General features: G+C 72.7%; 19 protein-coding genes. 8 read left to right on the top strand and 11 right to left on the bottom strand.

Annotated elements, in window-relative coordinates:
- Positions 1-60 precede the first annotated feature (60 nt).
- Both AB0M76_RS07690 and AB0M76_RS07685 read left to right on the top strand, forming a co-directional pair.
- On the top strand, positions 61-189 hold the full coding sequence (locus tag AB0M76_RS07690) for a hypothetical protein (protein ID WP_365952048.1): 129 nt from the start codon (positions 61-63) through the stop codon (positions 187-189).
- A gap of 379 nt (positions 190-568) precedes the next feature.
- Entirely contained in the window at positions 569-1,345 is a 777-nt protein-coding gene (locus AB0M76_RS07685) for a TSUP family transporter (protein ID WP_365952047.1), read from the top strand.
- 46 nt (positions 1,346-1,391) lie between these two features.
- Here AB0M76_RS07685 and AB0M76_RS07680 read toward each other — a convergent pair whose 3' ends face one another.
- From AB0M76_RS07680 to AB0M76_RS07665, 4 genes are all read right to left on the bottom strand, one after another.
- A complete protein-coding gene (locus AB0M76_RS07680; protein WP_365952046.1) occupies positions 1,392-2,012 on the bottom strand; it encodes a class F sortase in 621 nt (206 codons plus the stop codon).
- 139 nt (positions 2,013-2,151) lie between these two features.
- Positions 2,152-2,694, bottom strand: a complete 543-nt coding sequence (locus AB0M76_RS07675) for a hypothetical protein (RefSeq protein WP_266667239.1) — start codon at positions 2,692-2,694, stop codon at positions 2,152-2,154.
- Between the two features lie 215 nt (positions 2,695-2,909).
- On the bottom strand, positions 2,910-4,190 hold the full coding sequence (locus AB0M76_RS07670; protein WP_365952045.1) for a HAMP domain-containing sensor histidine kinase: 1,281 nt from the start codon (positions 4,188-4,190) through the stop codon (positions 2,910-2,912).
- The gene (locus AB0M76_RS07665; protein ID WP_365952044.1) at positions 4,181-4,888 is read right to left on the bottom strand and encodes a hypothetical protein; all 708 of its coding nucleotides are present in this window, start codon (positions 4,886-4,888) and stop codon (positions 4,181-4,183) included. Before AB0M76_RS07665 ends, AB0M76_RS07670 begins: the two co-directional genes overlap by 10 nt.
- A 236-nt stretch (positions 4,889-5,124) precedes the next feature.
- Between AB0M76_RS07665 and cutA the strand changes: the two genes are divergently transcribed.
- Together cutA and AB0M76_RS07655 are read left to right on the top strand one after the other, a co-directional pair.
- Entirely contained in the window at positions 5,125-5,448 is a 324-nt protein-coding gene (gene cutA / locus AB0M76_RS07660) for a divalent-cation tolerance protein CutA (protein ID WP_365952349.1), read from the top strand.
- A complete protein-coding gene (locus AB0M76_RS07655) occupies positions 5,445-5,864 on the top strand; it encodes a gamma-glutamylcyclotransferase family protein (protein WP_365952043.1) in 420 nt (139 codons plus the stop codon). Before cutA ends, AB0M76_RS07655 begins: the two co-directional genes overlap by 4 nt.
- 8 nt (positions 5,865-5,872) lie before the next feature.
- On the opposite strand, the gene dnaG is transcribed toward AB0M76_RS07655, so the two are convergent.
- The 4 genes from dnaG to AB0M76_RS07635 all read right to left on the bottom strand — a co-directional run bounded on the left by dnaG (position 5,873) and on the right by AB0M76_RS07635 (position 11,344).
- Positions 5,873-7,789, bottom strand: a complete 1,917-nt coding sequence (dnaG, locus tag AB0M76_RS07650) for a DNA primase (protein ID WP_365952042.1) — start codon at positions 7,787-7,789, stop codon at positions 5,873-5,875.
- Between the two features lie 34 nt (positions 7,790-7,823).
- Complete coding sequence (locus tag AB0M76_RS07645; RefSeq protein WP_365952041.1) at positions 7,824-9,098, bottom strand: FAD-dependent oxidoreductase; 1,275 nt, start codon at positions 9,096-9,098, stop codon at positions 7,824-7,826.
- Between the two features lie 93 nt (positions 9,099-9,191).
- A complete protein-coding gene (locus AB0M76_RS07640) occupies positions 9,192-10,532 on the bottom strand; it encodes a deoxyguanosinetriphosphate triphosphohydrolase (RefSeq protein ID WP_365952040.1) in 1,341 nt (446 codons plus the stop codon).
- A gap of 65 nt (positions 10,533-10,597) precedes the next feature.
- The gene (locus AB0M76_RS07635; RefSeq protein WP_365952039.1) at positions 10,598-11,344 is read right to left on the bottom strand and encodes a sirohydrochlorin chelatase; all 747 of its coding nucleotides are present in this window, start codon (positions 11,342-11,344) and stop codon (positions 10,598-10,600) included.
- A 330-nt stretch (positions 11,345-11,674) separates the two neighbouring features.
- On the opposite strand from AB0M76_RS07635, the gene AB0M76_RS07630 reads away from it, so the two are divergent.
- From AB0M76_RS07630 to AB0M76_RS07620, 3 genes are all read left to right on the top strand, one after another.
- The gene (locus AB0M76_RS07630; protein WP_365952038.1) at positions 11,675-12,364 is read left to right on the top strand and encodes an ElyC/SanA/YdcF family protein; all 690 of its coding nucleotides are present in this window, start codon (positions 11,675-11,677) and stop codon (positions 12,362-12,364) included.
- A 17-nt stretch (positions 12,365-12,381) separates the two neighbouring features.
- Positions 12,382-13,206, top strand: a complete 825-nt coding sequence (locus AB0M76_RS07625; protein ID WP_365952037.1) for a glucose 1-dehydrogenase — start codon at positions 12,382-12,384, stop codon at positions 13,204-13,206.
- Positions 13,207-13,391: 185 nt separating this feature from the next.
- Positions 13,392-15,470 carry a molybdopterin oxidoreductase family protein gene (locus tag AB0M76_RS07620; RefSeq protein WP_365952036.1) on the top strand — a complete coding sequence of 693 codons (2,079 nt, stop codon included), beginning with the start codon at positions 13,392-13,394 and terminating at the stop codon, positions 15,468-15,470.
- A gap of 161 nt (positions 15,471-15,631) precedes the next feature.
- Here the strand turns inward: AB0M76_RS07620 and AB0M76_RS07615 are convergent, their stop codons facing one another.
- Positions 15,632-15,958: a hypothetical protein gene (locus tag AB0M76_RS07615; RefSeq protein ID WP_365952035.1), complete on the bottom strand. Its 327-nt coding sequence runs from the start codon at positions 15,956-15,958 to the stop codon at positions 15,632-15,634.
- Positions 15,959-16,239: 281 nt separating this feature from the next.
- On the opposite strand from AB0M76_RS07615, the gene AB0M76_RS07610 reads away from it, so the two are divergent.
- Positions 16,240-17,325, top strand: a complete 1,086-nt coding sequence (locus AB0M76_RS07610; RefSeq protein ID WP_365952034.1) for an RNA polymerase sigma factor — start codon at positions 16,240-16,242, stop codon at positions 17,323-17,325.
- A 72-nt stretch (positions 17,326-17,397) separates the two neighbouring features.
- Here the strand turns inward: AB0M76_RS07610 and AB0M76_RS07605 are convergent, their stop codons facing one another.
- Both AB0M76_RS07605 and AB0M76_RS07600 read right to left on the bottom strand, forming a co-directional pair.
- Positions 17,398-19,320, bottom strand: a complete 1,923-nt coding sequence (locus tag AB0M76_RS07605; protein WP_365952033.1) for an ABC transporter ATP-binding protein — start codon at positions 19,318-19,320, stop codon at positions 17,398-17,400.
- On the bottom strand, positions 19,317-21,050 hold the full coding sequence (locus AB0M76_RS07600; RefSeq protein ID WP_365952032.1) for an ABC transporter ATP-binding protein: 1,734 nt from the start codon (positions 21,048-21,050) through the stop codon (positions 19,317-19,319). Before AB0M76_RS07600 ends, AB0M76_RS07605 begins: the two co-directional genes overlap by 4 nt.
- Positions 21,051-21,140: the final 90 nt, after the last annotated feature.

The raw sequence follows: 21,140 nt of genomic DNA, 5'->3' as shown, positions 1-21,140 counted from the left end.
GGGCACCTCCCAGCGGTAGCTGGGGGAGATCCGCCGGCCCCGCAGACGCTGCTCGCGCTGGTGCCGGACCTGGCCGAGCACGACGTGTACCTCTGCGGGCCGCCGGGGATGGCCGAGGCGACGCAGAGCGCGCTGCTGCGGGCCGGGGTGCCGGCCGGACGCATCCATTCCGAGTGCTTCGGCTTCTGACCCCGACCTGCTTCCGAGAGGCTGCCGCGCCATGCGTCATCCGCTGCACGTTCCCCTGTCCGTACCGGTCGGGGCCGCTGCATTCGCCGCTCCCGTTCCGTCGGCCGGCAGGGCGCAGGCCCGGCACCGCAAGCCGCGCCGGCCCTCCGCGCTGCGGGCGGGCGCCGCCGCGCCGGCCTCCGTACCGCCCGCGCGACGGCTCGCCGCCGGGCCGGGCCGGGGCTGGCCGGCGTGCCGGCCGCGACCGTGCTGACGGCGACCGTGGACCCGGCGGCTCCGGTGGCTCCGGACCGGGTACCGGCCCGGGAAAGCTCAACCTTTGCGCAAGTTTCCGGGGATTGATGGGTCCTGCACCGATCGGCTTCATAGGGTCGTGGGCGTGCCTGACATATCAATGACGATGATCATCGTGCTGTGCGTGGCCGCCGCGGCGGCCGGCTGGATCGACGCGGTGGTGGGCGGCGGCGGGCTGCTGCTCCTGCCCGCACTGCTCCTCGGCCTGCCGAACGCCCACCCCGCCGCCGTGCTCGGCACCAACAAAGCCGTGGCCATCGTCGGCACCGCGGGCGCGGCGGTGACGTACGTACGCAAGGCCCCGGTGGACGTGAAGATCGCCGTCCGGATCGGCCTGGCCGCGCTCGCCGGATCCATGGGCGGTGCCGCGCTGGCCGGCGGGATCAGCAAGGACGCCCTTCGCCCGCTGATCATGGGGGTGCTCGTGGTCGTCGCGGGCATCGTGCTCTTCAAGCCGGGCTTCGGCACCGCCCCGTCGACCGCGCCGGTCAGCCGGCAGCGGGTGCTGCTCGCCATCGGGCTCGCGGGCCTCGGCATCGGCTTCTACGACGGGCTCATCGGGCCCGGCACCGGCACCTTCCTGGTGCTCGCCCTCACCGCGCTGCTCCACCTCGACCTGGTCACCGCCTCCGCCACCGCCAAGATCGTCAACTGCTGCACGAACGCCGGGGCGCTCGCGATGTTCGCCTACCAGGGCATGGTGCTGTGGCAGCTGGCCGCGCTGATGGCGGTGTTCAACCTGGCCGGCGGCATGATCGGGGCCCGGATGGCGCTGAAGAAGGGGAGCGGGTTCGTCCGTGGCGTGCTGCTGACCGTGGTCGGCGCACTGGTGATCAAGCTCGGTCTGGAGCAGTGGGGCTGACCGGTCCGACCGTCCCTGCTTGCTGCTTGCCGCTCTCCGCTCCCTGCTAGTACGTGCCGGTGAGGTGGGCGAAGACGACCACGTTGCCCTGGTAGCCGGTACGCGGCGAGAAGCCCCCGCCGCAGGTGATCACCCGGAGCTCGGCGCGCGGCGAGGGCCCGTACACGCGGGTGTCCGGAAAGCGGTCGGCTTCGTAGACCTCGACCGCGTGCGCGGTGAACACGGCCGTACGTCCGTCCGCGCGCGGCACCTCGATCGCGGCTCCGCGGTGCAGTGCGCCGAGGTGGTAGAAGACCGCCGGGCCGGCGGCGTGGTCGACGTGCCCGACGACCACGGCGGTGCCGACGGCGCCGGGGGTGGTGCCGTCCCGGTACCAGCCCGCCAGGTCGCGGCGCGCGGGCGGGGGCACTTCGATGCTGCCGTCACGCCCCAGGCCCAGCCCGGTCAGCGGGGCGTCGACCCGGATGGACGGGATCCGGATCCGGGTCGGCGGGGATCCGGGGAGCGGGGCGATGCTGCCGGGGTAGCTCGCCCGGCCGCTCAGCGCCTCTGCGGGGGAGGGCAGCGGAGGCCCGACGGACTGGCCGGATCCGCTGCCGACGAGCCAGATGCCGACACAGGCGGTGAGCGCGACGAGCCCGCCGCGGCCGGCCTGGCCTCTGCCCATGGGTGCCCCCTGGCTGTGTTCCGGGTCCGTGTTCCGTGTGGCAGGCCGTCGCCCGGCCCCGCGAACGGGGGGACCTCGCGGGGCGGGCGACGGGGGACGGTACCGGTCGGACCGCGGCCGCAGCCGCGGTGGGCGCCCGTCAGCTCCGCGTGCCGCTCGCCCGGCGACGCAGGAGCCAGGTACCGCCGACGGCGGCGGCGGCCAGCACGGCCGCTCCCGCCGTGATCTTGGTGGGGTCGACGGTGGTGGTCGTCCCGCCACCCACCCCGGTGCGGACGTGGCCCTGCGGGCCGCGTTCGGTGACGACCAGGTCGCCGGTGGCGAACTTGCCGTCGGCGCAGGTCGCGCCGATGTTGTAGGTGCCGGGGCGGGTGCCGCGGGCGATCTGGAACTGCCCGATGACCACCTCTTTGTGGGTGCCGGGCACCAGCTTGAAGCGGCCGCCGCCGACCGTGGTGGCATCGCCGTCGGCATGGCTGCCCGAGCCGCAGGCGGTGGTGTTCACGGTGACGCTCGCCCCGGGGGCGGCGGATTTCGGCCACACCTCCAGTTTCGCGAAGTCGCCGGGCGCGAAGCCCGCCGTGCCGAGTTCCGCGGCGGCCACCGCGCCGGCGACCGGGCCCGTGAACGCGGCGGCGGTCAGCGCGGTGGCGGTGAGCACGTGAGCGGTGCGTCGGCGCATGGGGACTCCTGGAGGCGCGGGGTCGTGTTCCCGAGGAAACCCGGCCGGGCCGCGGCCCGCCTGCTGATGTTCCATCAGATCTGTCCGGCGGGCGACCTTTGCCGCAGGTCACGGCCCCTGGCTTCGGCCGTTCAGGTGACCCACCCCGTCCGGGTGAGGCCGGGCCCGGGCCGGGGCTCGTACGGGGCTCGGGCCGGGGCCGGGCCCGGCGGGACTCAGCCCGCAGGGAGCGTCACCGTCGCCGCCGCGCCCGCCGGGGCCGGGTTGGACAGGGTCACCCGCGCGCCGATCACCTGCGCCTGGCCGAAGGCGATGGTCAGACCCAGCCCCGTCCCCTGGCCCCGTTCGGCCGCACCCGTCAGGAACCGCTGCGGCCCCTCCCGCAGCAGCTTCGCCGGGAAGCCCGGACCGCAGTCCCGTACGGTCACCGTGTTCCCGTAAACCATCACCGTGACCGGGTCACCGCCGTGGCGACGGGCGTTGACCAGCAGGTTCGTCAGGATCCGCTCCAGGCGGCGGACGTCCGTACGGACCGGGGCCGGGCAGTCCGCCCCGACCACCTCCGCCGCCACCCCCGCCCGCCGGGTGATCGTCGCGACCAGCGGACCCAGCGCGTGCACCGCCAGCTGCGCCTCCTCCCGGCGCGCGTCCAGCCGTGCGACCTCCAGCAGGTCCTCGGTCAGCGTCCGCAGCGCCGCGACCCGGTCCCGGACCAGCTCCGTCGGCCGCCCCGCCGGCAGCAGCTCGGCCGCGGTGTGCAGCCCCGTCAGCGGTGTCCGCAGTTCGTGCGCCACATCGGCCGTGAACCGCTGCTCCGCCTCCAGCCGCTGCTGAAGACTGGCCGCCATCGTGTCGACCGCCGAGGACAGTTCGGCGACCTCGTTCCGGGTTCCCGGCACGCCCGACGCCCCGATGCGCGCGTCCAGCTCGCCCTCGCTGATCCGGCGGGCCGTCTCGGCCGCCGTCCGCAGGTCCTTGCTCAGCCGGCTCGCCAGCAGCGCCCCGCCGATCGCCGCGAGCGTCACGACACCGGCCCCGGAAGCCGCCAGCTGCTTGTCCAGTTCGGCCAGTTCGGCCTGCTCGCCGGCCAGCGACCGGCGTACGGACAGCACGTGGTCGCCGCCGACCGGGCGCGCGGCCCACACCGCCGGATCGGACCCGGACAGGTCGAGGTAGGTGGTGCGCTGCCCCGCGAGGGCTGCCCGGCGCAGCGGCTCCGGCAGGCCGGGGCAGTCGATCCACGCATCGGCCTCGCCGACCTTGTCGTCGTCCAGCCGCCCGGTGAGCTCGTACACCTGGCGTACGCGGATCAGCTGGGCGACGGCGCTCTCCCGCGCAGCCTCGCCCACCTGCCGGGCCCGCGCCTCGTGGATCAGTACGCCGATGGTCACCGCGACGAGCGAGCAGCCGGCCGCGAGCAGGGCGGAGATCTTCCAGCGCAGGCCGAGGGCCCGCAGGAGGTGGCGGCAGCGGATCAGGCCGGGCTTCACTCGCACGCCTCCCCGAACCTGTCGGTGCGCTTCGGCTGGGGGACCTGCCCGCTGTCGCAGTCCGCCTGGGACTTGCTGTAGCGCCGCTCGTCGCTGACGACCCGCATCCGCTCGCCGTCCCAGTGGTAGCGGACGGCCTGCTCGGAGCCGTCGTCGGCGGCGGTGCGCAGCAGCAGGTCGCCGCCGATGGACTCCGCGGCCATCCGTCGGCCGACGGTGAACAGGATGGGGACGATCCGGGTGCCTTCCGCGGTGTACACGGTCAGCGCGGTGCGCCCGGTCTGGGCGTCGGCGGCGACGATCAGCTCCGGCTTCCCGTCGCCCGTGAGGTCGCGGTACAGGGGCGGGCGGATCCCGACCTTGCCGGGCGCGTCGATCCACCCCTTCGCGGCGAACGGCTTCATCTGCTTGTCGGCTTGCACGACGTCCTTCACGTCCACCGCGGGCAGCCCGCCGGGCCCCACCTCCGGCGCGTTCTTCAGCGGCTGCGGCGGGGGCTCCCGGGTGCCGACCGGCTTACCGTGCGCCGCAGGGGTGTGGTCGGTCCACAGCGGCCAGAGCGACTCGGGCTGCGGCTGGGCCGACACGGGCGGCGCGGGCTCACCGGCGCCGAGCCCTCCGGGCGCGGCGCAGCCGCCGACGGCGAGTGCACAGGTACAGGCGCACAGGAGGACGGCGGTGAGCTGTCGGGTGGGTCGCTTCATGAGGGGCCGGGCCAAAGGGGTCTGAGGGAGGACAAGCCGACGGTAGAGGGCGACGGTCACGGCCACCGGGAGGTTGTGTAACAGCGGTGCGTACGGTGGAAGGGCGCAGGCAGACTCGGGACCAAAGTCCCGGACCGCGTGCTGTCCGCCGTAACCGAGGGAGGGCTCCCGTGACATCAGCCGATCGGCCATCGCCGTCGCAGCCGCCACTGGATCCGGTGCATCCGGTGCATCCGGTGCTCGGGGTGCTCACCGTCCTGGCCACGGTCGATTCGGCGGAGGCGGCTGCGGCGCTCGCCCGCGCCGCGGTGGAGTCGCGGCTGGCCGCCTGCGCGCAGATCTCCGGGCCGGTGACCTCCGTCTACCACTGGAAGGACGCGCTCGAGACCTCCCAGGAGTGGCAGGTGCTGTTCAAGACCACCACGGCCGCCTACCCGGCCCTGGAGGACCGGCTGACCGCCGGGCACCCGTACGACACGCCGGAGATCATCGCCACCCCGGTGGTGCAGGGCAGCGCGGACTACCTGGCGTGGGTCGCGCAGGAGGTGACGGCCGGATGACCGCCGAGCTCCCGTTCTTCGTGTACGGGACCCTGCGCCCCGGGGAGGTCAACCACGCCCTGTTCCTGCGGGGCCGCACGGCCGCCGAGGAGCCCGCGCGGCTCCCGGACGCGCTCCTCTACGACGGTCCCGGCTACCCGTACGCCGTCCAGCACCCGGGATCGGAGATCGTCGGCGAGCTGGTCACCCCGGCGCCCGGCGCGTACGAGAGACTGCTGGCCGAACTGGACCGGCTGGAGGAGTACCACGGCCCCGACCGGCCGCTGAACGTCTACGACCGGGTCCGCCGGGACGCGGTCCGCCCGGACGGCACCCGGACCCCCGCCTGGGTCTACCTGGCGGCCCCGCTGCTGGCCCGCCGACTGCGCGAGTCCGGCACCGAGATAGCGGGCGGCGACTGGTTCGGACGGCGTTAGCCGGAGCTCTACAGGCCCTCGGCGCCGCGGTTGCGCAGGCGCTGGCCGTACTGCTGGAGGACCCACAGTTCCTCTTGGACCGCCGCCAGTTGCTCCGTCGGGGCCTGGGAGCCCAGGCGCGACATCGTGCCCTGGACCTCGTGGACCCGGCGGTCGACAGCGCGCAGCCGGACCTGGACCAGCTGGACGCCCGCGTACACCTCGTCCACTGTCTTGGCGTGGATGGCCTCGACCGCCAGCTCGGTGACGAGTGCGCGGACCGTGTCGTTCGGCGCGGCGTCGCGGACCCGAGCCAGGTAGTCGTCGGTGCCCAGGGAGGCGCCGCCCGCGGCCTGGATGGCCTCGCGGACCGCCGCGTACGGAGGGGCGGTGAACTCGTCCACCCCGTACGCGTCGAAGGCCGGCGAGACCAGGGCCGGCCGCTGCAGCGCCAGCTTGAGCAGCTCGCGCTCGGTGCGGTGCGCCGGGCTGCGCAGGTTCAGCGCCGGTCCGCCCGGCGCCGGGCCGGAGAGCGTCGGCGCAGCCTCGTGCGACGAGTGCGAGGACCGGCCGCGGCCCTGCTGCTGCCCGCCGGGCTGGTTGCCCCGATCCCGCGCCCAGCGCGCCAGCTGCGCGACCCGCTTGACGACGAACTGCTCGTCCCGGATGCCCAGCATCCCCGCGAGCTGGACCGCCGACTCGTGCTGGATCGCGATGTTCTTGATGTTGGCGACGACCGGGGCCGCCTCGTCCAGCGCGGCCGCCCGGCCCGCCGGGTTCTCCAGGTTGTGCCGGGCCACGATGTGCCGCAGCGCGAACTCGAACAGCGGGGTCCGCGCCTCCACCAGCCCGGACACCGCCGCGTCCCCCTGCGCCAGGCGCAGGTCGCACGGGTCCATGCCGCCGGGGGCGATGGTGATGGAGGTTTCGGCGGCGAACTTCTGGTCGTCCTCGAAGGCGCGCAGCGCGGCCTTCTGGCCGGCCGCGTCGCCGTCGAAGGTGAAGATCACCTCGGCCGTCGCGTTGTCCATCAGCAGGCGGCGCAGGATCTTGATGTGGTCGCCGCCGAAGGCGGTGCCACACGTCGCGATCGCGGTCGTCACGCCCGCCATGTGGCAGGCCATCACGTCCGTGTAGCCCTCGACCACCACGGCCCGCGAGGTCTTCGCGATCTCCTTCTTCGCCAGGTCGATGCCGTACAGCACCTGGGACTTCTTGTAGATCGCCGTCTCCGGCGTGTTCAGGTACTTCGGTCCGTTGTCGTCGTCGCGCAGCTTGCGCGCGCCGAAGCCGACCACCTCGCCGCTGATGTCGCGGATCGGCCACATCAGTCGGCCGCGGAAGCGGTCGATGGGCTTGCCGCTGCGGCTGTCCTGGGCCAGACCGGAGGTGATCAGCTCCTTGTCGCTGAAGCCCTTGCCGCGCAGGAAGCGGGTCAGGTGGTCCCAGCCGGCCGGGCTGTACCCGACGCTGAAGTGCTCGGCGGCGGCCTGGTCGAAGCCGCGCTCCGCCAGGAACCTGCGGCCGATCTCGGCCTCGGCGCTGCCCAGCTGCTCGACGTAGAACTGGGCGGCCGCCTTGTGCGCCTCGACGAGCCGGATGCGCTCGCCGCGGCCGCTGGTGCCGGCGGTGTAGCCGCCCTCCTCGTACCGCAGGGTGATGCCGGCCTGCCCCGCGAGGCGCTCGACCGCCTCCGAGAACGACAGGTGGTCGATCTTCATGATGAAGTCGAGGGTGTCCCCGCCAGCCTGGCAGCCGAAGCAGTGGTAGAGACCCTTGCTGGGGCTGACCTGGAAGGACGGGGACTTCTCGTCGTGGAAGGGGCAGAGGCCCTTGAGGTTGCCGCCGCCCGCGTTGCGCAGTTGGAGATAGTCGGAGACCACGGCGTCGATCGGGACCGCGTCCCGTACCGCCTTCACGTCGTCGTCGTTGATCCGTCCTGCCACCCGTGAAGTCTACGGCCGGGCGCCGACAAACCCGTCAGGCCCCCTCGGCCGGCAGCAGGGAGTCAAGCGGAATCGATGGGTCCGCCAGCGCCTCGCGGTTGACCTGTGCCTTCGACCGGATCAGGGCCTGGATGTGCTCGGTGACATCCCACACATTCACGTTCATTCCGGCCAGCACCCGCCCCTCCGACAGCCAGAACGCGATGAACTCCCGCTTGGCCGCGTCACCGCGGATCAGCACCTGGTCGTAGCCGCCCACCGGGGCGTACCCGGAGTACTCGAGGCCCACGTCGTACTGGTCGGAGAAGAAGTACGGCACCCGGTCGTACGACACCTCCTGCCCCAGCATCGCCCGCGCCGCGGCGGGGCCGCCGTTGAGCGCGTTCGCCCAGTGCTCGACCCGCAGCCGGGTCCCGAGCAGCGGGTGGTGCGCGGCGGCCACGTCCCCGACGGCGAACACGTTCGGGTCGCTGGTCCGCAGCGAGGCGTCCACGGCGATGCCGCCGCCGTGCTGCCGGTCGACCAGGGCCAGCCCGGAGGTCTCGGCGAGCGCGGTCCGCGGCGCCGCCCCGATCGCCGCCAGCACGGCGTGCGCCGGATGCTCCTCCCCGTCGTCGGTCCGGGCCGCGAGCACCATGCCGTCGTGCCCGATGATCTCGGTGAGCCGCGAACCGAAGTGGAAGCGGACCCCGTGCTCGGCGTGCAGGTCCCCGAAGAGCCGGCCGATCTCCGGGCCGAGCACCGCGTGCAGCGGGGTGGCCAGCGACTCGACCACGGTGACCTCGGCCCCGTACCCGCGGGCCGCGGCGGCGACCTCCAGACCGATCCAGCCGGCCCCGGCGATCAGCAGATGGCCGTTGTCCCGACCGAGGGTGGCCAGTACGCCCTTCAGCCGCTCGGCGTGGGCGAGCCGGCGCAGGTGGTGCACCCCGGCCAGGCCCGTGCCGGGGATGTCGAGGCGGCGCGGCTCGGCCCCGGTGGCCAGCAGCAGCTTGTCGTAGTGCAGCGCCGTGCCGTCGCCGAGGACCACCTTCCTGGCCTCCCGGTCCAGGTGGACCGCGGGCTGGCCGAGGTGAAGCTCGACATCGGCCCGGGCGTACCAGGACGGCTCGTGGACGAAGACGCTGTCACGCTCCTCCTTGCCCTGGAGGTACCCCTTGGACAGCGGGGGCCGTTCGTAGGGATGGTCGCGCTCGTCGCCGATCAGGATCACCCGCCCGGTGAACCCCTCGGACCTCAGCGTCTCGGCCGCCTTAGCTCCGGCAAGCCCTGCGCCGACGATGACGAATGTCCGGTGTGCGTCGACCACCTGATGCCTCCTCATAACCTCTCCGCCACATGCGACCACATGCGAGCGTCCCGCACTGAGCCTGCCGCGTGAAGGGGGAGTGGCCCGATCGGCTCACCCTTCGGACCGGCGCGTGCGCCGCGTGAGCCGGGCGTGCAGGGAGCGCGCAGAGGCGTCCGTGAGCGCCGCGATCTGGTCGATGACCGCGCGTTTGCGGGCTCTGTCGTCGGGCGCGGTATCGAAGATCGCCCGGGACTGCGGGTCCAGTCCCTCGGGTGCGCGGGCGCTGAGCGCCTCGGCGAGTTCGGCCAGGACGATGCGCTGGTCGGCGCGCAGCCGCTCCTGCTCGTCGCGCTGCATCACGTACAGATCGGCGACGGCCTTGAGGACCGCGCACTCGTTGCGCGCCTCGCGCGGGACGACCAGCTCGGCCGCGTACCGGGTCAGCCGGCCGGACCCGTACGCCTCGCGGGTGGCGCCCTCGGCGGCCAGGCAGAACCGGCCGATCAGCTGGCTGGTGGCGTCCTTGAGACGGGCCTGGGCGACGGCCGATCCGTCGTACCCGTGCGGCCACCACTCCTGCTCCATCAGCCGGTCGAGGGCGTCCCGCAGCTCCTCCGGCTCGGTGTCGGCCGGCACGTAACGGCCGATCGCGACACGCCAGATGGCGGTGCGCTCGGGTTCGGCGAAGAGGAGGTTGGGGTCGAGGTGTCCGGCGTGCAGGCCGTCCTCGAAGTCATGGACGGAGTAGGCCACGTCGTCCGACCAGTCCATCACCTGGGCCTCGAAGCACTTGCGGTCCGCGGGCGCGCCGCGCCGCAGCCACTCGAAGACCGGCAGGTCGTCGTCGTACGCGCCGAACTTGACCGAGTCGGGGTCGGTGGGGTGGCCGCCGCGGGCCCACGGGTACTTGGTGGCGGCGTCCAGGCAGGCCCGCGTGAGGTTGAGCCCGACGCTGACGAGCTCGCCGGTGGTCGGGTCCGGCACGAACCGCTTCGGCTCCAGGCGGGTCAGCAGGCGCAGCGACTGGGCGTTGCCCTCGAAGCCGCCGCAGTCCTTGGCGAACTCGTTCAGCGCCTCCTCGCCGTTGTGCCCGAAGGGCGGGTGGCCCATGTCGTGCGAGAGGCAGGCGGCCTCGACGAGGTCGGGATCGCAGCCGAGGGCCGCGCCGAGCTCGCGGCCGACCTGGGCGCACTCCAGGGAGTGCGTCAGCCGGGTGCGCGGGCTGGCATCCCAGTCGTACGAGCGGCTGCCGGGGGTGACCACCTGGGTCTTCCCGGCGAGGCGGCGCAGCGCGGCGGAGTGCAGTACACGGGCCCGGTCGCGCTGGAAGGCGGTCCGGCCGGGCCGTTTGTCGGGCTCGGCGGCCCAGCGCTCGGTGTCGGAAGCGTCGTAAGGGCCGTTCGGGTCGAGGTGACGGACGGGTGCGCTGGCGGTGCCTTCCATGCCTTCCATGCTCAGACGGTAACCGGAAGCACCGACAATGCGACCAATCTGAGCAATCCGCGCCAACGCGGTCTTTATGCGGTGGCCAGTTTCAGGGAGGTCAGGGCGGCCGGGGCGGCCAAGGGGCTCTGCTGCCGGGCCAGCGCCTCGTCGTAGCGCTGGAGTACGAGGCGGGCCAGGGCCGGGTGGTCGCCCAGCGGGGCCGCCGCCGGGCCGGGCGCGGCGGCGGCGCTCTGCGCGGCGAAGCGGCCGGGGGCGGTGAAGTACGAGGCCACGGCGATCCGGTGGTGGCCGCGGGCGGCGAGGGCGCGGACGGCGTCGGGGACGGTGGGGGCCGCGGCGGAGGCGTAGGCCGGTACGACGGCCGCGCCGCCCAGGCGTTCGGAGAGCAGGGCGGCGGTGCGGCGGGTGTCGGCCGCCGACTCGGGGTCGCGGGAGCCGGCGGCGGCGAGTACGACGGCCGTACTCGCGCCGGGGGCCCGGCCGGCTTCGAGGAGGCGCTCGTACAGGGCCTCGACCAGCAAGGGATGCGGGCCGAGCGGGGCGGCGACGCGGGTGTCGAGGTGGGCGGCGCGGGCGGCCGCCGCCGGGAGGTCCCGCTTGACGTGGTGGCCGCGGCCGAGGAGCAGCGGGACGAGCACGGCCGCGCCGGTGGTGTCCCCGAGGGTCTCGCCGAGCAGCGGCCGGTTCAGCTCGACGTGTCCGAGCCGGACGTCGAGGCGGGGGCGGAGCTCGCGGATCCGGTCGAGGAGGGCCAGGACGGTAGGGAGGGCGCGGGGGTCGCGGCTGCCGTGGGCGACGGCGACGAGGGTGGGCTGCATGGGCGGACTCCGTCGGACCGGCCCCCCGCGGTGTGCCATGGGCGCAGTCCGCTGAGCTGCATGCCGAGTTGGGTGGTGATCCGGGTCAGCAGCTCCGTGGCCGTGGCGGGGGGAAACGAGAGGGACAGGGACTCGGGAGGGTGCACCAGCTCCGTCATGAACCGATCCTGCGGGCCGGAGGTTGCGTGGGCATTGCGCGGGGGTGACGGGTGTTTTCCATGTGCTCACCCGCTCATTCGTCCGAGTGAAAGGCGGGGGAGGGGGAACTGGGGGCCGGGCGTAGATCGTCAATGTGTGCGAACGGCGTGTGGCGCAACGGGGGGATCGACCATGAAGCTGAAGCTGAAGCTGAAGCCGGGCTGGACGGGGACGGTGGCGGGGCGGCGGCGGGCCGTCCAGGCGGTGGCGGCCGCGTTCGTGCTGGCGCTGCTGCCGTCGGCATGGACGCATGCGGTGGCCGCGGACCGGCTGCGGAGCACGGCCGATGCGCCGGCCACCGAGGTGGCGGTGGTGTTCGGGGCGGGGCTGTGGAACGGGCGTCCGACCCCGTATCTGGCCAGACGGCTCGATGCGGCGGCCGAGCTGTACCGGACCGGCAAGGCCAAGGTCGTGCTGGTCACCGGGGACAACAGCCGCACCGAGTACGACGAGCCCGACGCGATGCGGACGTACCTGACCGCCCACGGGGTGCCGGGCGACCGGATCGTCAGCGACTACGCCGGCTTCGACACGTGGGACTCCTGTGTCCGGGCCAAGGAGATCTTCGGGGTGAAGCGGGCCGTGCTGATCAGCCAGGGCTTCCACATACGCCGGGCCGTCGCGCTGTGCGATGCGGCGGGGGTGGAGGCGTACGGGGTCGGGGTGGACGACGAGCACGACTCGACCTGGTACTACGGCGGCACGCGCGAGGTCTTCGCGGCCGGCAAGGCAGTGCTGGATGCGGCCTTCAAGCCGGAACCGCGGTTCATGGGGCCGAAGGAACCGGGGGTGTCGCGGGCCCTGGGTGCTCTGGCAAGCTGACGCGCCGTCGGCTGTCTATGCCGATTAGTCATACACGAGTGTGTCCGTCTCGCTGTCAGGGGTGTGGAACCGTGGCTGTTGTGGATCTGAGCGGCAAGGCCGTCGTCATCACCGGGGGAGCCCGGGGGCTGGGCGCGGCGGCAGCGCAGGCCGTCGTGGACGGCGGCGGCAGTGTGCTGATCACCGACGTGCTGGAGGCGGAGGGCGCCCAGACGGCCGAGAAGCTGGGCGGCGCGGCGCGGTTCCTGCGGCACGACGTCACGAGCGAGGCCGACTGGCAGGCCGCCCTCGACCACGCGGTGGCCGAGTTCGGCCGGATCGACGGGCTCGTGAACAACGCCGGCATACCCACCGGGCAGCTCCTGGAGCACGAGAGCGTCGAACACTTCCGCCGGGTCGTCGAGATCAACCTGGTCGGCACCTTCATCGGCATCAAGACCGCGATACCGCTGCTGCGGGCGAACGGCGGCGGCTCCGTCGTCAACATCTCGTCCGCGGCCGGGCTCACCGGTCTGGCGCTCACCGCGGGGTACGGGGCCTCCAAGTGGGGCGTGCGCGGCCTGTCGAAGATCGGCGCGGTCGAGCTCGCCGAGGCGAGGATCCGGGTCAACTCGGTGCACCCGGGCATGACGCTGACCCCGATGACCGCTCCGGTCGGCATCCAGCCGGGCGAGGGCAACTTCCCCGGCGCCCCGATGGGCCGCGTGGGCGCCCCTGAGGAGATAGCCGCGGCGGTCGCCTTCCTCCTGTCCGACGCCGCCGCGTACATGACCGGCGCCGAACTCGCGGTGGACGGCGGCTGGACGGCCGGCCTGACCGTCCGGACCCTCACCGGCCAGTAGTAGCGGCCCCGACCGGACGCGGCCGGCTCCGCCGGGAGGCGGCGGTGGGCGTCGACCGGGCGTCGGCGGCCTCACAGGCGTCCGGCGGGCCTCACCGGGCGTCCGCGGGCACGCTGAGGTGCCCGTACGGGAGGTGTAACCGGAGGCGGCGGCCCGCGTAACACCGCCGCCGCAGGCTGGGCCGTATGCACACCCCGGACTCCGTCACCGCCACGCACTGCCCGTACTGCGCGCTGCAGTGCGGGATGAACCTCCGCCCTGAGCCGGGCGGCGCGAGCGTCGTGGTGGAGGAACGGGCGGATTTCCCCGTGAACCGGGGTGCGCTGTGCGGCAAGGGGCGTACCGCCCCCGCCGTGCTCTCCTCCCGGGTGCGCCTGACCGGGCCGCTCGTCCGCACCCACGCCGGACGGCTGGAGCCGGCCACCTGGGAGGAGGCCCTCGACACCGTCGCCGAGGGCCTCGCCCGCACGGGCCGTACGCACGGGCCCGACGCCGTCGGCGTGTTCGGCGGCGGCGGGCTGACCAACGAGAAGGCCTACGCGCTCGGCAAGTTCGCCCGGGTCGCCCTGCGGACCTCGCAGATCGACTACAACGGCCGCTTCTGCATGTCCTCGGCCGCAGCAGCCCACCAGCGCGCCTTCGGACTGGACCGCGGACTCCCCTTCCCCCTGGAGGACATCCCGCGGACCGGCTGCGTCATCCTCGTCGGCTCGAACCTCGCCGAGACCATGCCGCCCGCCCTGCGCTACCTCACCGAGCTCAAGGCGAACGGCGGCACGCTGATCGTCATCGACCCGCGCCGGACCCGGACCGCCGAGCAGGCCGACCTGCACCTCACCCCCCGCCCCGGGACGGACCTGGCCCTCGCGCTGGGCCTGCTGCACCTGGTCGTCTCCGAAGGCCGCACCGACGAGGAGTTCATCGCCGAGCGGACCACCGGCTGGGAGGAGGCCCGGGCCGCGGCGATGGCGCACTGGCCGGAGCTGGTGGAGCGGATCACCGGCGTGCCCGTCCCGAAACTCCGCGAGGCGGTCTCGCTGTTCTGCGCGCCGTCCTCCGCGATGGTCCTGACCGCCCGCGGACCCGAGCAGCAGTCCAAGGGCACCGACACCGTCGGCGCGTGGATCAACCTGTGCCTGGCCACCGGCCGCGCCGGCCGCCCGCACTCCGGGTACGGCTGCCTCACCGGCCAGGGCAACGGCCAGGGCGGCCGCGAGCACGGCCAGAAGGCCGACCAGCTCCCCGGCTACCGCAAGCTCACCGACCCCGCGGCGCGGTCGCACGTAGCCGAGGTCTGGGGCGTCGACCCCGACAGCCTGCCCGCTCCCGGCCGCAGTGCGTACGAACTCCTCGACGCCCTCGGCACGGAGGTGAAGGCCCTCCTCCTCATGGGCTCCAACCCGGTGGTCTCGGCCCCCCGCGCCGCCCACATCGAGGACCGCATCCGCTCCCTGGACTTCCTGGCGGTGGCGGACGTGGTCCTCTCCGAGACGGCAGCCCTGGCCGACGTGGTCCTCCCCGTCACCCAGTGGGCGGAGGAGACCGGCACCACCACCAACCTGGAGGGCCGCGTCCTGCTGCGCCGCCGCGCCCTGACCCCGCCGCCGGGGGTGCGCACCGACCTGGAGGTCCTGCACGGGCTGGCATCCCGTCTTGGCATCGAGAAAGGCTTCCCCACCGCCCCCGAGGAGGTTTTCGAGGAGCTCCGCCGTGCCTCGGCCGGCGGCCCGGCGGACTACTCGGGCATCTCCTACGCCCGCATCGAGGCCGAACAGGGCGTCTTCTGGCCCTGCCCGGACGACTCCCACGCCGGCACCCCGCGCCTGTTCCTCGACCGGTTCGCCACCGACGACGGCCGCGCCCGCTTCGTCCCCGTCTCCCACCGCGACGCGGCCGAGATCCCGGACGCCGAGTACCCCGTCCTGCTCACCACCGGCCGCGTGGTCGCCCAGTACCAGTCGGGCGCCCAGACCCGCCGCGTGGACGAGCTCAACGCGGCCGCCCCCGGGGCCTTCGTGGAACTCCACCCACGCCTCGCGTCCCGTATCGGCGCGGTCGAGGGCGCCCCGCTCGCGGTCGTCTCCCGCCGCGGCCGCGCCGTGGCCCTGGCCCGCATCACGGACACCATCCGTGCGGACACGGTCTTCATGCCGTTCCACTGGCCGGGCGAGGGCCGCGCCAACTCCCTGACCAACCCGGCCCTGGACCCCATCTCCCGCATGCCGGAATTCAAGGTCTGCGCGGTCCGCGTCGAGCCGGCCTAGGCGTGGCCTAGGCGTGGCCGGAGCCCCCGCGAAGGTCGGGACCAGCGCCGCCACCAGGCGCCGGGCGTAGTCCTCTTCGGAACTGGAGAGGTGCGGGTACTCGGCCGTGAAGTGGCTCCACTCATGGCCGACGTTCCCGTACGCGGCGATGTCCGCCGCGGTCACTCCCGGGTTCGGCAGCGGCTGCTCGGGCGCCAGCCGGAACACCTGGTCCAGCAGCGCAGGTGGGCACCGTGCGGAGTCACCAGGGCCTCCAAGGCGGGCCGGTCGAACGCGGCGGGCAGCAGCAGCTTGAGGTGGTGCTCGAAGTAGCCGCCCCCGGGGCCCGGCCGGTCCGTGGTCCACGGGACCGTCTCCACCTTCACGCGCACCGGATCGAAGCCCGCCGCCCGCAGCCGCGGCACCAGGGTCTCGTGGCCCGTGCGGTCCCGCAGCGTCAGCATCGGCTGCGACACCATCCGGCCCCGGGCCAGCAGGATGTGGGTCACCTTCAACCCCCGCCCCCCGCCCCCCGCCCCCCGGCCCACGCTTCGAGCCGCGCCGGCTCCCCCGGGTCCGGGCAGCGCACCGTCACGTGGGTTTCGTACTCGGACATGGCATCGATCTTCTCGGACATGCGTCCGGTCCGCATCGGGATTCCCGGCGGGGGGTAACCATCCGGTCACGCACCGGACTCAGAAAGTGCTCGCACGCCCCTCGTGGCAGTGATGTGTCGTACCCCACACTGAGGTGCGGTGCCCCCGTCCTCGGAGCCCTGGAGGTCGCCCCCGTGCAGACCCAGATCCTGACCGTCAACGTGAGCCCGTCCGCCCATGACACCGAGGCCACTGCGGGTGAAGAGCCCGAGGTCGACGCCGTGGACGAGGAGCCCGAAGAGCCCGAGGTGCTGGAGCTGATCGAGCAGGTGCCCGAGCCGCGCCGGCGCGCGGACAGCGGCGGAGCGAGCCCTTCCGCCGACCTGTTCCGGCAGTACCTGCGCGAGATAGGCAGGATCCCGCTGCTCTCCGCCGCCGAGGAGGTCGAGCTCGCGCGCCGCGTCGAAGCCGGACTCTTCGCCGAGGAGAAGCTGGGCAACACCCCCGACCTCGACCTGCGGCTCGCCCTCGACCTCGACAAGCTCGTCGTCATGGGGCGCATGGCCAAGAGGCGCCTCATCGAGTCGAACCTGCGGCTCGTCGTCTCCGTCGCGAAGCGCTACGTGGGCCGCGGGCTCACCATGCTCGACCTCGTGCAGGAGGGGAACCTCGGGCTCATCCGGGCCGTTGAGAAGTTCGACTACGCCCGCGGGTACAAGTTCTCCACCTACGCCACCTGGTGGATCCGGCAGGCCATGTCGCGGGCCCTCGCCGACCAGGCCCGCACCATCCGCGTGCCCGTGCATGTCGTGGAGCTGATCAACCGCGTCGTGCGCGTACAGCGCCGCATGCTCCAGGAACGCGGGTACGAGCCCACCGCCGAAGAGGTCGCCGTCCACCTCGAGCTGACCCCCGAGCGGGTCCTGGAGGTGCTGCGCCTCGCCCAGGAGCCGGTGTCGCTCCACGCGCCGGTCGGCGAGGAGGACGACGTCGCCCTCGGCGATCTGATCGAGGACGGGGATGCGGCCTCGCCCATGGAGTCCGCGGCGTTCTTCCTGCTCCGCGAGCACCTGGAAGCCGTGCTGTCGACGCTCGGCGAGCGCGAGCGCAAGGTCGTGCAGCTGCGCTACGGCCTGGCCGACGGCCGGCCCCGCACCCTGGAGGAGATCGGGCGGATCTTCGGCGTGACGCGCGAGCGGATCCGGCAGATCGAGTCCAAGACGCTCAACAAGCTGCGCGACCACGCCTTCGCCGACCAGCTCCGCGGCTACCTGGACTGAGTACGGAGAAGGGGTGCCCCCTGTTGAGAGGGCACCCCCTGGCACCACCGGCGAACGGCACGACGGCCGACGCTAGTCGACCTCGGCCACCGCCTGCGCGAACTGCGCCGCGTACAGCCGCGCGTACGCGCCGTCCGCCGCCAGCAGCTCCTCGTGCGTGCCCTGCTCCACGATCGAGCCGTTCTCCATCACCAGGATCACGTCCGCATCGCGGATCGTGGACAGCCGGTGCGCGATCACGAAGGACGTACGGCCGTGCGCGAGGCGGGCCATCGCCTTCTGGATCAGCACCTCGGTACGGGTGTCCACCGAGCTCGTCGCCTCGTCGAGCACCAGGATCACCGGGTCCGACAGGAACGCCCGGGCGATGGTGATCAGCTGCTTCTCGCCCGCGCTGACGCCCGCGCCCTCGTCGTCCAGCACGGTGTCGTAGCCGTCCGGCAGGGTGCGGATGAACCGGTCCGCGTGGGCGGCCCGCGCCGCCTCCTCGATCTCGGCGCGCGTGACCTCGCGCGACGCGCCGTAGGCGATGTTCTCCGCGATCGTGCCGCCGAACAGCCACGTGTCCTGGAGCACCATGCCGATGCCGCTGCGCAGTTCCTCGCGGGTCATCTTCGCGATGTCCACCCCGTCGAGGGCGATCTCGCCGCCCGTGACCTCGTAGAACCGCATCAGCAGGTTGACCAGCGTGGTCTTGCCGGCGCCCGTCGGGCCGACGATCGCGACCGTGTGGCCGGGCTCGACGCTCAGCGACAGGTTCTCGATCAGCGGCTTGTCCGGCTCGTACCGGAAGGCCACCTTGTCGAGCGTGACCTGGCCGCGCAGCTGCTCCGGCTGCTCCGGCACCTCGGCGTCCGGCTCCTGCTCCTCCGCGTCCAGCAGCTCGTACACCCGCTCCGCCGAGGCGACACCGGACTGGACCAGGTTCGCCATCGACGCGACCTGCGTCAGCGGCATCGAGAACTGGCGCGAGTACTGGATGAAGGCCTGCACGTCACCGATCGACAGGGTGCCCGAGGCCACCCGCAGACCGCCGACGACCGCCACCAGCACGTAGTTGATGTTCGAGATGAAGAACATCACCGGCTGCATGATCCCGCTGACCAGCTGCGCTTTGAACGAGGCCCGGTACAGCGCCTCGTTCTGCTCGGCGAAGACGGCCGCGGACTCCTTCTGCCGGCCGAAGACCTTGACCAGCGCGTGGCCCGAGTACATCTCCTCGATGTGCGCGTTGAGCGCGCCCGTGGACTTCCACTGCGCCACGAACTGCGGCTGCGACTTCTTGCCGATCTTCGCCGCGACGAAGACCGAGACCGGAATGGTCAGCAGGGCGACCAGCGCCAGCAGCGGAGAGATCCACAACATCATCGCCAGCACGCCGACGATCGTCAGCAGCGAGTTGAGCAGCTGACCCATCGTCTGCTGCAGCGTCTGCCCGATGTTGTCGATGTCGTTGGTGGCCCGGCTGAGCACCTCACCGCGCTTCTGCCGGTCGAAGTACGACAGCGGCAGCCGCGACAGCTTCCCCTGCAGCTCCTCGCGCATCCGGTACACGGTGCCGTTCATGATGTGGTTCGACAGCCGCGTCGCGACCAGCATGAGCAGGCCGGCGAGGGTGAAGACCACCAGCGCCCAGATCGCCACGACCCCGACGGCACCGAAGTCGATGCCCTCGCCGGGGGTGAAGTCGGTGCCGGACAGCATGTCCGCCATGCCGCCCTCGCCCTTGGCACGCAGCCCGTCCAGCGCCTGCTGCTTGGTGATCCCGGCCGGCATCTGCCGGCCGACGATGCCCGCGAACACCAGGTCGGTGGCCTCGCCGAGGATCTTCGGGCCGATGACCGAGCAGCCGACGCTGCCGACGACGGCGACGACCATGCCCCACAGCTTGGCCCGGTCGTGCGCGATCTGGCGCAGCAGCCGTTTGCCCGAGCCCTTGAAATCCAGGGACCGCTCGGCCGGCCCCATCATCATCCGTCCTCCGGGCCCGCTCATGCGGCCTCCGCCTCCGTCAGCTGGGAGAGCACGATCTCCCGGTAGGTCTCGTTGTCGGCCATCAGCTCGTGGTGGCGCCCCTCGCCCACGACCTGGCCCTCGTCCAGCACGATGATCCGGTCGGCGTCGCGGATCGTGGAGACCCGCTGCGCGACGATGACCACCGTCGCATCCTCGGTCTCGCGGGCGAGCGCCGCGCGCAGCGCCGCGTCCGTCGCATAGTCCAGGGCCGAGAAGGAGTCGTCGAAGAGGTAGATCTCCGGGCTCTGCACCAGCGTGCGGGCGATGGCCAGGCGCTGGCGCTGGCCTCCGGAGACGTTCGTTCCGCCCTGGGTGACGGGCGCGTCCAGACCGCCCTGCAGTTCGGACACGAAGTCCCTCGCCTGCGCCACCTCGAGCGCGTGCCACAGCTCCTCGTCGGTGGCGTCGGGACGCCCGTACCGCAGGTTGGAGGCGACGGTTCCGGAGAAGAGGTACGGCTTCTGCGGGACCATGCCCACCGTCTTCGCCAGCAGCTCCGGCTCGATGCGGCGGACGTCCTCCCCGTCGACGAGCACGTGGCCGCCGGTCGCGTCGAACAGCCGGGGAACCAGGCCCAGCAGCGTGGACTTGCCGCTGCCGGTGGAGCCGATCACCGCCGTGGTCTCGCCGGGGCGGGCCACCAGGTCCACCCCGCGCAGCACCGGGGCCTCGGCGCCCGGGTAGCGGAAGTCGGCGCCGCGCAGCTCCAGCTGCCCGCGGGCGAGGAGCTTGCGGACCGGGTCGACGGGCGGGACCACGCTGGACTCGGTGTCCAGGACCTCCTGGACGCGCTCGGCGCAGACCTCGGCGCGCGGCACCATCATGAACATGAAGGTGGCCATCATCACGGACATGACGATCTGCATCAGGTAGGCGAGGAAGGCCGTCAGCTGGCCGATCTCCATGCCGCCGCTGTCGATGCGCATCGCGCCGAACCAGATGACGGCGACGCTGGAGATGTTCACGACCACGATCACGGTCGGGAACATCAGCGCGAGCAGCTTGCCGGCTGCGAGGGAGACCCCGGTCAGGTCCGCGTTGGCGTCCCGGAACCGGTCCTTCTCGTACTCGTCGCGGACGAACGCGCGGATGACGCGGTTGCCGGTGATCTGCTCGCGCAGCACCCGGTTCACGGTGTCCAGGCGGACCTGCATCTTCCGGAACAGCGGCCGCGTCCTGAAGACGATCGCGCCGACCGAAAGGCCGAGGACGGGGACCACGGCCAGCAGGACGCCCGACAGCTTCACGTCGAGCGAGAGGGCCATGGCGATGCCGCCGATGCACATGATCGGCGCGGAGACCATCAGCGTGAAGGTCATCAGCACCAGCATCTGGATCTGCTGCACGTCGTTCGTCGTGCGGGTGATCAGCGAGGGCGCGCCGAACTGTCCGAGCTCCCGCGCGGAGAAGCTCTGCACCCGGTCGAAGACGGACGCGCGGATGTCGCGGCCGACGGCGGCCGCGGTACTGGCGCCGAAGTAGACGGCGCCGATGTTGCACCCGAGCTGGACGAGGGAGACGCCGAGCATCAGGGCGCCGAAGCGCAGGATGTAGCCGGTGTCCCCGCTGACGACACCGTTGTCGATGATGTCCGCGTTCAGCGTGGGGAGGTAGAGGCTCGCACTTGTCTGCAGCAGTTGCAGCAGGACCAGGAGGGCGATCGGTTTCCGGTACGGACTCAGATGGGTCCGCAGAAGTCGTATGAGCACGCGCAGGCTCCGGTTGGCAGTTCGTGGGGTTCACCCCATCTTCGGCCACCCCGGCTCCGATCCCCACCGCTTTTCGCAAAGGCCGGTCAA

The organism is Streptomyces sp. NPDC051364 (assembly GCF_040682115.1).
Taxonomy (GTDB): Bacteria; Actinomycetota; Actinomycetes; order Streptomycetales; family Streptomycetaceae; genus Streptomyces.
The sequence above is the reverse complement of the archived record's forward strand: the minus strand, read 5'-3'. Positions and strand labels throughout refer to the sequence as shown.

Excerpts from the sequence above, each read along its gene's own strand:
- AB0M76_RS07680 (WP_365952046.1), bottom strand. The coding sequence starts at position 2,012 with ATGGGCAGAGGCCAGGCCGGCCGCGGCGGGCTCGTCGCGCTCACCGCC.
- AB0M76_RS07605 (WP_365952033.1), bottom strand. The coding sequence starts at position 19,320 with ATGAGCGGGCCCGGAGGACGGATGATGATGGGGCCGGCCGAGCGGTCC.
- AB0M76_RS07630 (WP_365952038.1), top strand. The coding sequence starts at position 11,675 with ATGAAGCTGAAGCTGAAGCTGAAGCCGGGCTGGACGGGGACGGTGGCG.
- AB0M76_RS07675 (WP_266667239.1), bottom strand. The coding sequence starts at position 2,694 with ATGCGCCGACGCACCGCTCACGTGCTCACCGCCACCGCGCTGACCGCC.
- AB0M76_RS07655 (WP_365952043.1), top strand. The coding sequence starts at position 5,445 with ATGACCGCCGAGCTCCCGTTCTTCGTGTACGGGACCCTGCGCCCCGGG.
- AB0M76_RS07665 (WP_365952044.1), bottom strand. The coding sequence starts at position 4,888 with ATGAAGCGACCCACCCGACAGCTCACCGCCGTCCTCCTGTGCGCCTGT.
- AB0M76_RS07625 (WP_365952037.1), top strand. The coding sequence starts at position 12,382 with ATGCCGATTAGTCATACACGAGTGTGTCCGTCTCGCTGTCAGGGGTGT.
- AB0M76_RS07635 (WP_365952039.1), bottom strand. The coding sequence starts at position 11,344 with ATGCAGCCCACCCTCGTCGCCGTCGCCCACGGCAGCCGCGACCCCCGC.
- AB0M76_RS07620 (WP_365952036.1), top strand. The coding sequence starts at position 13,392 with ATGCACACCCCGGACTCCGTCACCGCCACGCACTGCCCGTACTGCGCG.
- AB0M76_RS07640 (WP_365952040.1), bottom strand. The coding sequence starts at position 10,532 with ATGGAAGGCATGGAAGGCACCGCCAGCGCACCCGTCCGTCACCTCGAC.